The 12,240-nt window shown below is 47.0% G+C and carries 9 protein-coding genes and 1 pseudogene; 7 read left to right on the forward strand and 3 right to left on the reverse strand.

The window, feature by feature from the left end:
- Positions 1-201, forward strand: a 201-nt coding sequence (locus KCR01S_RS01890) for an integrase core domain-containing protein (protein WP_142515243.1), incomplete at its 5' end; no start/stop codon positions are given.
- A gap of 30 nt (positions 202-231) precedes the next feature.
- On the opposite strand, the pseudogene KCR01S_RS24830 reads toward KCR01S_RS01890, so the two are convergent.
- Positions 232-860: pseudogene (locus tag KCR01S_RS24830) on the reverse strand (transposase); the annotation flags it as partial.
- Between the two features lie 585 nt (positions 861-1,445).
- Here KCR01S_RS24830 and KCR01S_RS01905 point away from each other — a divergent pair.
- On the forward strand, positions 1,446-3,125 hold the full coding sequence (locus tag KCR01S_RS01905; RefSeq protein WP_244886183.1) for a GmrSD restriction endonuclease domain-containing protein: 1,680 nt from the start codon (positions 1,446-1,448) through the stop codon (positions 3,123-3,125).
- A gap of 105 nt (positions 3,126-3,230) precedes the next feature.
- On the opposite strand, the gene KCR01S_RS01910 is transcribed toward KCR01S_RS01905, so the two are convergent.
- Positions 3,231-3,806 (reverse strand): recombinase family protein, encoded by a 576-nt coding sequence (locus tag KCR01S_RS01910; protein ID WP_061279475.1) that lies wholly within the window; start codon positions 3,804-3,806, stop codon positions 3,231-3,233.
- 419 nt (positions 3,807-4,225) lie between these two features.
- Here KCR01S_RS01910 and KCR01S_RS25315 point away from each other — a divergent pair, with 419 nt between their 5' ends.
- The gene (locus tag KCR01S_RS25315; protein WP_167348799.1) at positions 4,226-4,396 is read left to right on the forward strand and encodes a hypothetical protein; all 171 of its coding nucleotides are present in this window, start codon (positions 4,226-4,228) and stop codon (positions 4,394-4,396) included.
- 88 nt (positions 4,397-4,484) lie between these two features.
- On the forward strand, positions 4,485-5,597 hold the full coding sequence (locus KCR01S_RS01915) for a RelA/SpoT domain-containing protein (RefSeq protein ID WP_061279476.1): 1,113 nt from the start codon (positions 4,485-4,487) through the stop codon (positions 5,595-5,597).
- A gap of 32 nt (positions 5,598-5,629) precedes the next feature.
- Here the strand turns inward: KCR01S_RS01915 and KCR01S_RS01920 are convergent, their stop codons facing one another.
- Positions 5,630-7,288, reverse strand: coding sequence for a tyrosine-type recombinase/integrase (locus KCR01S_RS01920; protein ID WP_244886184.1), 1,659 nt, complete (start codon positions 7,286-7,288; stop codon positions 5,630-5,632).
- Positions 7,289-7,401: 113 nt separating this feature from the next.
- On the opposite strand from KCR01S_RS01920, the gene rluB reads away from it, so the two are divergent.
- From rluB to KCR01S_RS01935, 3 genes are all read left to right on the forward strand, one after another.
- Positions 7,402-8,307, forward strand: a complete 906-nt coding sequence (gene rluB / locus KCR01S_RS01925) for a 23S rRNA pseudouridine(2605) synthase RluB (protein ID WP_061279478.1) — start codon at positions 7,402-7,404, stop codon at positions 8,305-8,307.
- A 184-nt stretch (positions 8,308-8,491) separates the two neighbouring features.
- Positions 8,492-9,853 carry an MFS transporter gene (locus KCR01S_RS01930; protein WP_061279479.1) on the forward strand — a complete coding sequence of 454 codons (1,362 nt, stop codon included), beginning with the start codon at positions 8,492-8,494 and terminating at the stop codon, positions 9,851-9,853.
- Between the two features lie 17 nt (positions 9,854-9,870).
- Complete coding sequence (locus tag KCR01S_RS01935; RefSeq protein ID WP_061279480.1) at positions 9,871-12,222, forward strand: beta-glucosidase family protein; 2,352 nt, start codon at positions 9,871-9,873, stop codon at positions 12,220-12,222.
- Positions 12,223-12,240 lie beyond the last annotated feature (18 nt).

Raw genomic sequence — 12,240 nt, forward strand, 5'->3', positions numbered from 1 at the left:
AACGGACGATTTCGCGATGAATGTTTGAATGAGCACTGGTTCAGCGATATCGTTCATGCCAGGAAAATTATTAATGACTGGCGGCAGGATTATAACGAATGCCGCCCGCACTCCACGCTGAATTATCAGACACCGTCTGAATTTGCAGCGGGCTGGAGAAAGGGTCATTCTGAGAATGAAGATTCCGACGTTACTAACTGAGTGTTGTATCTAATCGTGGGGGCAGGTCATATGCTCGCTCATTATCCTGTAAAGCCGTTTGGCATTCACAGGTGGCTGTCCCTCTGTGCGACGTTGCTTGCGCAGGATGCCCCACACGCGTCGATAACCATAACTCGGCATATCGCTGATAATGTTGAGGATAGCCGACAGTATTTCTGCGTCTGCTTCTTCATTACGCCGGTTACAGCGCCTGTCCTGCCAGTCGGCAGAACGGTTAATCCGCAGTGACAGTTGCGCACGCGACACGCCCATGGTCCGGCTGACCATGGCTATTCCCCGTCCTTTGGCAACAAGGGCGCGTGCGCTATCCATTTTCGCGACTGACCGTACTCCACGGCTTCTTTCAGGATCTCAACTTCCATCGTCTTCTTGCCCAGAAGGCGCTGAAGCTCCCGGACCTGCTTCAGAGCAGCAGTAAGCTCAGAAGCAGGAACGACTTCCTCTCCAGCCGCAACGGCGGTGAGGCTGCCTTCCTGATATTGCTTCTTCCACTTAAACAGCAGGCTGGGCTGGATACCATGCAGGCGGGCGACATGGGAGACATTCATACCCGGCTCCATCGTCTGCTGGATAATGGCGATCTTCTCCTGAGGAGTTTTACGTTTACGGACTTCTTGCCCTAACAGGATCCCGGTCATCTCAAAATTGGTGTTAGTGTTAGACATATATTCAAGCCTATCTCTTATCTGGAGATACAGCTACTGTCTGGTGTTTCAGGGGGCTACATCATTTCCCGTGTCCATCTTCCCGAGGATGGATATAGAATCAAAAGAGGTGATCACGATTCACTTGCTAAGATGGTCAAACGGATTTCATATCTTGCCAAGAATCGCGGGAAGTATTCTAATGGTAAAGGGCAGCAAACATTCTCTGCGTCGAGGGTAAAATTTAAGGCGGCTATTACGCTGCATTAAAAAACCTTCACAGGAAGCCCTGTATTCAATTTTAAATCACTAGCAGTACTATCGCATTACCTATCTCATAAAGTCCTCGCATAGAGTCACACAGGCTGTCTAATAGGGGGCTTTGTTCTCTATCTCGTTCAGATTTAATTTATTGGCTGTGATTCTCATTTTTTCTTGAAAATCAACTAAGGGGCTACTGCTTTGAATGCGGTAGTCCTTTTTTGTTTTCCCAGATTTATTGTTGTAATATCCAGACAAATGGTAAGAATGTATAGCCATATGCATGTTTGCCCACTTTACATCAACGCATTACGATTCATGGCTCGAGACGAAGAGAAATGTGCAGGGGCGTTATCACTGTTTGTGACATGGGCAACGTGTTTAAATTGGAAAAAATTAGACTCACATCACACAAAAGGCTCGATTATGGCATCATTGAGTAAGATCACTCCTTCTAGTCCACGGCTTGCTTCATTGTTATCTGATGTAGAGCGCGGAAATATAAAAATCCCAGTTTTTCAGCGTGAATATATTTGGACTGATGATCAAATTATCAGCCTTTTGGATTCTATATATAGAGGGTATCCAGTTGGTTCGCTTTTAATGTGGTCGACAAGAGAAGAGCTAAAACATGAACGTAATGTTGGTGGTTTCTCTTTACCAAATACTCCGGAAGACTACCCTGTAAATTATATATTGGATGGACAGCAAAGGCTTACAACGTTATATGGGGTTTTTCATTCTGATGAAAATACTTCTGATGCGGAGCTTGCTGATAGGTTTAATATTTGTTTCTTACCCGACGAAGATGTTTTTGTTCATTATAGTGCTGCGAAGGGTAAAAACAAAATACAGTTAAATAAAATATTAGATACAACTAAGCTCTTAGTCGAATTGCCAGCATTTAATGATGCACAGAAAAACAATATAGCAAAGTTAACTGAATCATTTAAAGATTATGAGTTTCCAGTAGTTACTATTCGAGAACGGAGCAATAAAGAAGTATGTAGTATATTCCAAAGGATAAACTCCTCGGGAACTCCTCTTAGCAATTTGGAATTACTGACTGCATGGACTTGGTCTGATCAATTTGATTTAAGAAGAGAAATTGATTCGTTATTAGATAGCCTTAAAGACAAGGGCTATGAAGATATAGATCAGACCATGTTAATGAGAATGCTATCTTCATTAGTCTGCAACTCAATTGATTCAGATGATTTAGTAGATGTTGAACCAGATGCGCTGGTCAATGGGATGAGTATTCTCAATGGTGCAATAACTTCAGCAGTTGACTTTTTGGAAGGGCAATTAAAGGTTAAAAATATAATATTTTTACCTTTTCCAATTATGATGATACCTATTGTCAACTTCTATGCTTTGATTCGTAGGCCGAATGCGAATCAGATAAAACAACTCAGAAAATGGTTTTGGCAATGCTCCCTGACCTTACGATATAAGGCAGGTACTAATCGTTTGGTTCTTGAGGATTTAGGTAAAATTAGAAGGGTTGCTGAAGGTGAAAATCCATTTGATGAAAACAACCCAGTTGTAAAATCTGATTTATTCAGTAGCTCTTGGCGAATTAATTCAACAGCAGCCAAAACAGCATTGTGCTTGATGGCTCAGTTAAGACCAAGATCCTTCTTGACTGGTTCGGAAGTGGACTTAGGTACGGTTTTATCAGCCTACAATGCAAGACAATTCCATCACATTTATCCTAAAGGGTATCTGGCTTTAAGTAATGTGCAATTTCATGAAGCAAATATCATATCCAACATATGCTTTCTTTCTGCTTCTGAGAATAATGCCATTAGTGATAAAGCCCCAAGTAACTACTTTAAAGATATTCCGGTTGAGCACAAGGAAGAAATTTTTACAGCAGCATTAATACCGGATGAAGCGAAAGATGGTACGCTACCGTTTAATGATTTCATTAGGCTTCGTAATGAAATGTTACTTGAGAAAGCGCAACAATTGATTAATACAGGTTATCTGTAAAAAATAAAAGGTGGGTTAAGTTCAGCACAGATATGTTGATTAACCCACCTATGTTAAGATATTCTTAGAATGGATACTGCCGCCACGGTTGGTGATGTTCGAAGTTTATACACAACTGTTCCAGTGCCGTTTTACTGTGGCAATCCCTAACCCTAAGGCAGCGGCGGCTTTAGCCTGGCTCAGACCATTAGCTTTAGCCTCTTGTACACGCTTATACGTGTCTGTTGCCGCAGGACGGCCTAACGTCTTGCCTTCTTTCTTCGCTCTCTCAAGCCCTTCTTTAGTGCGCTCTGTAATCCGGGATTTTTCAAACTCTGCAAACGCTGAGAACATTTGCAGCATCAACTTCCCTTCAGCACTGGCAAGATTGCTCGCAGGTAGATCCATAGAAACAACATCAATTCCTTTGTTTACAAGCATCGAGATTGTTTGCTGCACATCGATGTTGTCACGTCCCAAACGATCCAACTTGAGCACAACTAACTTATCTCCGGCTTCCAGTTTATGGTTAACGAGGTCGGAGAAAGCCTTACGCTTCATCGCCTGCACTCCACCGGAGACAACTTCCGACACTACGCGGTTATCTAGCACATCATAGCCAGCCTGACGTATCGCCATGATTTGGTTTTCGGTTGTCTGCTCGCTGGTGGACACACGGCAATATGCAAAAGTGCGGCTCATAACATCCTCTCAAGTGGTATCAATTAACGGTATCATAATTAATCATTGGTATCTTGATGTCAATACCCTATATTGTTGATACCAGTTTTGAGGGGGATAGATTGGTATCGTAAAACGTTCGATTGTTGATACCAAGTGATTTGCACCATGAATCAAGCCAGTGATATTTGATAAACATGATCAAGACCCACCCCCGCCCCTGTTAGTGGTGCCAGGCTGCAATATCTAAACTCCCAGATATTTTTCCACCCAACTGGAAGGAATCCGCCCCTATTTTGTGTTCGTGTATAGGTTAGGCTGATGGAGGTTGTCTATTGTACCCCCCCTGGATTTGGTGATCTGTTAAGTTGTTGATTTTGATCGATTTTAGATCAATCATCCGTTGCCGGGATGATCCCCACCCAGACGGAAGGCATACAATGAATAACGATAAGTCAAACCACCCTAAACACTTCCAATACATGGGGCGTATGGTCACTATTTATCCCACATTCATCATTATTGACGGTATCAAGATCAGCCGCTCCCGTCTGTCCTTTGCATTCCAATTTGAGTTAGCGAAAGCTCTTAAAATTCATGAAGAAAAATAGAAGTAGGTTGCATAAATGACTTGAGTTTTTGACCTGTTTGCATTCTCATATTTATACACACGGCAAAAATTTTAATGGGGTGTCGGAAATGGGGAATGAAGTTTACGAGAGTCAAAAGTGCACTTTGAAATACTCAAAGTCACAAATAGATAAAGCCGCACAATTAGTGCGGCATGGTTGTAACGGCGCAGAGCGCGAAGAAGCTATTGCTATGGTTCAAAACTTTCGCGAATTGCATTTATATCCTCTGATGCTTATAAAAAATCATTTGGCAAGAACTTCTGTAAAGGTTGATAGGAAAATAATCGTAGCCCGTAGATTAAAAAGGTTATCGACCATTATTGATAAACTTGAACGTACATCATTAGATGGCGGAAAAACGACTAATTCTATTAAGATGACTAGAATGCAGGACATCGGTGGCTGTCGTGCAATAGTAAAGAATCTCGAACAATTAAAATTATTGCGAGACAAGTTAATTAAGAGTCGGTCTGTACATAAAGTCATAAGAGAGTCGAATTACCTTACCCCTAAAGAAAGTGGGTATGGAGGTATTCATTTAATTTATAGTTGCTTTGATGAAAGTGAGGATAAGTTCCCGTGGAAAAAAACTAAGATAGAAGTTCAATTACGTACTGAACTTCAACACGCTTGGGCAACTAGTTTAGAAATAATTGACACTCTTGAAAATATTAAGCTAAAGACTTCCAATGAAGGGCATGCTGAATGGAGGCGTTTTTTCTACATTGCAGGATGTCTAGTTGCACATGATGAAAAGGCCTGCGTCCTTACTAAGGAGAAAGTAGAAGAGTATCAAAAAGAACTTTCAACCCTTGAGTTAGAGTTGGCTGTACGAAAGAAATTAGCGAGCTACGTATTTTCGTTATCTGTCACGTCTGATGATAAATTAATTAAGAAACTGCCGAAAAACTACCGTGGACATTTTCTTATCACTATGAAACGGGAACTCGTAGATCCTGAAAATAAAGATAAGGTAAGATTTGCTGTAGCACTCGAGGCCTTTAGGATCAAAGAGGCTGATGAAGCTCTGGATGCTTTGAGGCGAGATGATGCAGATCCAGAAGTCTTAATTGCTGTATTATTGGCTACCGACAACATCAAATCGCTGAAAAAAGCTTATCCGAACTATTTAGGTTCTACTAGTCAGTTTGATAAATTTTTAAATAAACACATAAAATGATTATTAATAAGGCCAAGGCTTGATAGCCTTGGTTAATTTATTTTATCAACAACATCTAGTAATGTAATCAGTGCGGGGCGATGTGTATACCTAGCTGTGATTCCTAGGGACTGTGTCCTGCTATGACCAACAACAAACTGGACTAGGGTGGCATTCCCAACTGTAGCTATAGCGTTGCTTATGAATGTATGCCGCAATGAGTGGACCCGGCGTTTGAGACCAAACTCGTTATAATCAGGGATATCAAGTTTTTTCATCAATTCTATCCAGCCCACCGTGGTGGTCGTATCGTTTGGAAGATTGCCAAACACTGGATCAGGATCCTTATGGTTTGCCACATAGGTTAAGAGTCCAGTCTCTATAGCCCTATGAATTGGAACCTGCCGCTGGGCATGTTCAGTTTTACCCCCCTCAATAAATATATACCAGCGCTCGGTCTCTTCATCTTTTCTTATATGGTGCTTACAAATTTCTGCTATTTCGCCTCGACGGGCACCAGTATAAACCAATGTGAGGAAATACCATTTCCGATAATCACTGTCTGGTAGGGCGAAAAGATATTCTTTTATCCGGCTCAATTCGCTGGATGTATAGTTTCCACCCCGGTTTGATTTCACCTCGTAACTAATCCCATCAGTAGGGGATTTGGTAAGAATATCTTTCTGATTGACTAGATACGTTTTGAACAATGAGCGCCAGAGCTTTAAATGTTTGTGGACGTGCTCACTGGCGATCAGGTCATCTTCGGGAACATCATAATCAATACATTCGGTAAGACTCATTCTTGAGTAAGGGAGTCTAGTTCGAGTAGGCAGATTCTCAGCAACTTTGAGAGAATCCCTTATGTCCTGTTTTGTAACGTTATTAACATGGCGGTCACCCACAACATGGTGGAGGACATCAAAGAAGCGATGATTTTCATTTGCTGTCTGCTTGCGCCACTTTTGTCCCTTATCTTTTATATAGTCATTCCACGCTTCCAACAATCTTGGGGCGTGTGATTGCTCTGCCTCGACAATTTTCGCTGTATTTTGCTCCACTGGTGCTTGGGGAACTGCCGGAGTTGCATTTTGTAAAGCTGACCCCATCGAATCAATGATCTGCTGGTATCGTGTCAAATCACCTGAATAGAATGCTTCATAAGCCTGTGACATAAGGGCCTGATTCATATCTATCTGGCTGGCGATATGATGAACCTGATCAAGGTCGGATTCATTGATTGTTAACATCTGCTTTTTGAGTGCAGCAGTCATCATCCTAGCGGAAATATCGTTACCATTATACATATGCCCCATGTACGAGTTGGCATAGCCTTGCGCCTCGTTTGCAGTGTCTAGAGGTGATAAAGGCTCACCAGTGATTTCTTTGTGATACCGTCCTAACTCTGGCAATCGTTTAGCTTCTTCGAGACCACCTCTGAGCCAATTCAAAAGATATTCATCAAAGTCCTGTTTAGTGGCGGCGCGGTAACCTTGCATTTTGTGTTTGAACTCTTCAAGGCTCATCGTTCCATTCTGCACTAGGGGAATGAAAGGACGGATCTGATTCATGATCACTTCAGCTTGCTTTCGGCTATCAGTACCGAGACTCAGACGCACAAAACTTGTTGAATCATTTAGTCTAAAGTTAGTGTAGTATGTCCGCCCACGAATCATTGCGTGTGACAGCTTGTGTGACGTGTTGTTTGCCATGCTGTGTACCATGAAATAGTTACAGATCAGTGAGTTAAGTTAATGTTTTAGCTAACTCGTTGTTTTAGAAAGTATACCAGACGCCTGTGAAGGCGACACCTGAAGGAAGCTCAATGAGCGATAAAAGCGAAAAACTGCAAAAAGTGCTGGCGCGCGCCGGCCACGGCTCCCGTCGTGAAATTGAAACGATTATTGAAGCGGGCCGCGTGAGCGTCGACGGCAAAATCGCCAAGCTGGGCGATCGTGTTGAAGTGATCCCCGGTCTCAAAATTCGTATCGACGGACATCTGATCTCCGTTAAAGAATCCGTAGAACAAATCTGCCGCGTTCTGGCGTACTACAAGCCGGAAGGTGAACTCTGTACGCGTAACGACCCGGAAGGGCGCCCAACCGTGTTCGATCGTCTGCCGAAACTGCGCGGCGCGCGTTGGATTGCCGTCGGTCGTCTGGACGTCAATACCTGTGGCCTGCTGCTGTTCACCACCGACGGTGAGCTGGCAAACCGCCTGATGCACCCAAGCCGTGAAGTGGAACGTGAATACGCGGTGCGCGTATTTGGCGAAGTGGACGACAATAAAGTGCGTCAACTGTCGCGCGGCGTACAGCTCGAAGATGGCCCTGCGGCATTTAAAACCATCAAATTTAGCGGCGGCGAAGGCATTAACCAGTGGTACAACGTGACCCTGACCGAAGGCCGTAACCGTGAAGTGCGTCGTCTGTGGGAAGCGGTTGGCGTGCAGGTGAGCCGTCTGATCCGCGTTCGCTATGGCGATATTCAGCTGCCAAAAGGCCTGCCACGCGGTGGCTGGACTGAGCTGGATCTGGCGCAAACCAACTACCTGCGTAAGTTGGTCGAGCTGCCGGCAGAAACCACCTCGAAAGTGGCGGTGGAAAAAGATCGTCGTCGTATGAAGGCGAACCAGATCCGTCGTGCGGTAAAACGCCATACCACCACCGGGACCGGTGCGGGTAATAACAGCAATCGTCGTTCCAGCACCCGCAACAGCGGTAAAGCGTAATGACGTGGCTTCCGGCGGGCTCCCGCCGGAAGCTGATTTCGAATAACAACGCCTTTCTCCTGTGATTTAATTCACACTTCCGTATAAAGACAAAAAACGGGAATTCCCCGGACAAATAACGCAAAGTGATAAATTAACCCACGCCATATACTGTTGCCACAGATTACGCAAAAGGTAGCCCGAAATGGACACAACAAAAAAACTCTCGGCAAGCTATGTGGTTATCGGTGTCAAAGAAAAAATAGGTTATGGTTTTGGTGATTTAGCCTCTAACTTGTCCTTCGGATTTGTTTCATTATTTCTCTTATTCTTCTATACCAATATTTATGGCATCAGTGCGGTGCAGGCCAGCCTGATATTTGTTATCGCTCGCGTGATTGATGCCATATTCAATATTCTGATTGGTTTTGCGATTGATAAAACCCACAGCCGACACGGTAAGCTGCGCCCATGGTTATTATACGGTTCGATTCCACTGGGTTTCCTGACGGTGCTGTGCTTTGTGCCATTCGGCGGCGAGGCAAAGTTCATCTTTGCCCTGGTGTCCTACACGATTTACTGCCTCGCCTATACGGCGGTAAACACGCCATATTCGGCGTTAACTAACCGCCTGACGCAGCATGAAGCCTCGCGTTCATCGCTGTCGGTCTATCGCTTTGTGCTGGCAATCGTCGGCTATCTCATCGTATCGACCAGCGCAGATTTACTGATCTCGCCGTTTAACGATAAACAGTTGGGCTACGTCTTTGCCGTCTCCTGCTTCGCGATGCTAGCCACTTTCCTATTCCTCGCCTGTTTTGGCATGACCAAAGAGCGCGTTGGGGCGGAGGAGGATGTCCCGGCTCCGACGCTGCGAGAAATGCTGCGCGCGGTGACGGGTAATGGGCCGCTGATTAATTTGTCGCTGTTCACCGTCTTTTTCTACATCGCCTATACCGTGTGGATGGCAATTGCCATCTACTTTATTAAATATATTATTGGTGATGAAGGCTTTACCGCCACGTTCTTTATGATTCAATCGGCTGCCTATATTTTCGGAACCGTTATCTCCGAAAAAGTTATTGCCATTATGGGCAAGAAAAAAATGACCCTGGTGGCGCTGCTCATTGGCGTGCTCGGCGTATTAATGCAGTATTTTGTGGCTGGCGATAATATCTGGCTGATAATGAGCGGCGTGTGCCTGTTCAGTATTACCTTAGGGATGGGATTTGTCGCGATGTGGTCAATGATTGCGGATACCGTGGAATATGCGGAGTGGCATCACGGCGTGCGTTCAGAAGGAGCCATCTACGGATTCTTTAACTTCATCACTAAAATAGCGATGGCCATCGGTGGCGGCTGCGCCGGATGGATGCTCGATTACTATCACTATGATGCCGGCAATGTCAGCGCCAGCGCGCTCGGTGGTATCAATATTTTAATGACGCTGTTCCCCGGCGCGATGTTTGCCCTTGGCGCTATCTTTGTCGCCGCCTATACGCTGGATGAAAAAACCTACCGCGACATTGTGCAAAAAATCAGCCTGCGTAAACAAAACGCGCTTTAACCTCAGGGAGTCGAGATATGAATCGTGATGTTAACCACCTTATCGCCGCGATGAGCGCGCAAGAAAAAGTCGAACTGCTCACCGGCAGCGGCCTATGGCGTACCGCGAATCTGCCGCAGCACGGCATTAGCGATATCGTGATGACCGATGGCACCTACGGCGTGCGCTACAGCAGTGCGCAAATTGACGGCCGCGAAAAGTGGAGTATGGATGACTTCATTTCGGTGATAACCCAGACTGCGGATCGGGCAAATGCCGAGGAGTCTGCGGAGAAAGGCGGAACCGAAGCGCTGTTTAGCGCCTCGCTGCCGGCAACCTGTTTCCCGAATGGCTCAAGTCTTGCGTGTAGCTGGGACGTGGAGTTGGTCTATCAGATGGGGCAGGCGCTGGGGCGCGAATGCCAGCATATGGGGGTTGGCATTCTGCTGGGGCCGGGGATTAACATTCGCCGTACGCCGCTCGCCGGTCGCGGCTATGAATACTATGCCGAAGATCCGGTGGTGAGCGGTGACATCGCCGCCGCGCTGATTAATGGATTACAGGACGAGGGCGTTGGCGCCAGCCTGAAGCATTTTGCAGCGAATAACTCGGAATATCGCCGTACTGAGATGGACTCCATTATTGAAGAACGCGCGCTGCGCGAAATCTATCTGGCCGGTTTCCAGCGGGCGATCGTCAAATCCCAGCCGTGGACGGTAATGTCTTCATACAACCGACTGAACGGCGTGCAAACCTCGCAGGATCCGTTCCTGCTCACTCAGGTGCTGCGCGATGAATGGGGCTACGACGGTCTGGTGATGTCCGACTGGTACGGGATTAAAGATCGTCCGGCTTCGTTAATGGCGGGAAATGACCTGGCAATGCCGGAAACGCGTCGCGATAAACAGACGTTGCTGGCCGCCATTGAGAGCGGTGAGGTACCGATGGCGGTGGTTGACCGCGCCTGTCAGCGTATGCTGACGCTGCTGGATAAAGTGCAGCGCCATCGGCGGCCAAATACGCAGGCGGACTTCCCGGCGCACCACACGCTTTCACAGCAGTTGGCGGCAGAATCCATTGTATTACTCAAAAATGACGATGACCTGTTGCCGCTGCGCCCGGAAAAAACACGCCGGATCGCGGTACTTGGAAAACCGGCGCAGGAACCGGTTATTCAGGGTTCGGGCTGTGCGACCACGGTGCCGTACCTGCTGGACCGTCCGCTGGATGAAATCTTTGATCTTGCTGGTGATGATTTCACCGTCAGCTGGGCGGAAGGCACCCCGGACGATTTCCACTGTGATGAGCAGGCGCTGGCGCATGCCCGCGCGGTGGCTGAAGATGCCGATGTGGCGGTGATTTTTGTCAGCACCGCAGTGGGGGAAGATGGCGAAAATGGCGATCGTCAGGACCTGAATATTCTGCCGGTGCACGAGCGCTTGATCCGCGAAGTCGCCGCCGTTCAGCCCAACGTAGTGGTGGTGCTGGCGAATAGCGATGCGGTGGTGATGCCGTGGCTGGGCGAATGTAAAGCGCTGCTGGAGACTTTCTTTGCCGGGCAGGGCATGGGCCGGGCGGTAGCGGAAATTCTGTTTGGCCACCGCAACCCGTGCGGCAAGCTAACGGTGACGGTGCCGAATTCGCTGGAAGAAACTCCGGCCTGGTTAAACTATCCGGGCGAAAACCTGCGTCATTATTACGGTGAGGGACTGTTTGTCGGCTATCGTTACTACGATAAACGCCGCCTGACGCCGCAGTTCCCGTTTGGTTTTGGTCTCAGCTATACCCAGTTTAGCTATGCCAATCTGCAAACATCGGCTGCGCGAATCGGTGAAAACGACGCTCTGACGGTGACGTTTGATTTGACCAACAGCGGCCCGCGCGATGGCAAAGAGATCGTTCAGCTTTACGTGAGCGCGCCCGATGGCGAACTGATCCGTGAAGTGCAGGCGCTGAAAGCCTTTACCAAAGTCGCGCTAGCGGCCGGCGAAACCCGTCAGGTGAACCTGACGCTGCCGGTAGCCGATCTTGCGTGCTACCATCCTGGGCTTGCTGATTGGGTGGTCACGCCGGGCCAGTGGCAGATTCATGTTGGGCGCTCTTCCCGCGACCTGCCGCTGCATGCTGAAGTTTACGTTGATTGTCCGGTGCGCTATGTGCCGCTACGCGATGACAATTCACTTCAGCAGCTGATTCAGCAACCGGAAGCTTTCGCCCGCGTGGTGGCGATGATTGCGCAGAAAAGCCCGCTGGCGCCGGAGCAGATCCGTGAGAAGCTGATCCGTCTGGCACCTGATATGTTCTGCGGTCTTTTCATTGCGTTGACGGAGTTTCTGGCGCTGGATATTGAAAAGGATGAACTTAACGCGGTACTGTCCGGTCGGCAATAACGGTTAATTACAGGAGAA

The sequence above is a fragment of the Kluyvera cryocrescens NBRC 102467 genome, assembly GCF_001571285.1.
Classification (GTDB): Bacteria; Pseudomonadota; Gammaproteobacteria; order Enterobacterales; family Enterobacteriaceae; genus Kluyvera; species Kluyvera cryocrescens.

Excerpts from the sequence above, each read along its gene's own strand:
- KCR01S_RS01905 (WP_244886183.1), top strand. The coding sequence starts at position 1,446 with ATGGCTCGAGACGAAGAGAAATGTGCAGGGGCGTTATCACTGTTTGTG.
- KCR01S_RS01910 (WP_061279475.1), bottom strand. The coding sequence starts at position 3,806 with ATGAGCCGCACTTTTGCATATTGCCGTGTGTCCACCAGCGAGCAGACA.
- KCR01S_RS25315 (WP_167348799.1), top strand. The coding sequence starts at position 4,226 with ATGAATAACGATAAGTCAAACCACCCTAAACACTTCCAATACATGGGG.
- KCR01S_RS01915 (WP_061279476.1), top strand. The coding sequence starts at position 4,485 with ATGGGGAATGAAGTTTACGAGAGTCAAAAGTGCACTTTGAAATACTCA.
- KCR01S_RS01920 (WP_244886184.1), bottom strand. The coding sequence starts at position 7,288 with ATGGCAAACAACACGTCACACAAGCTGTCACACGCAATGATTCGTGGG.
- rluB (WP_061279478.1), top strand. The coding sequence starts at position 7,402 with ATGAGCGATAAAAGCGAAAAACTGCAAAAAGTGCTGGCGCGCGCCGGC.
- KCR01S_RS01930 (WP_061279479.1), top strand. The coding sequence starts at position 8,492 with ATGGACACAACAAAAAAACTCTCGGCAAGCTATGTGGTTATCGGTGTC.
- KCR01S_RS01935 (WP_061279480.1), top strand. The coding sequence starts at position 9,871 with ATGAATCGTGATGTTAACCACCTTATCGCCGCGATGAGCGCGCAAGAA.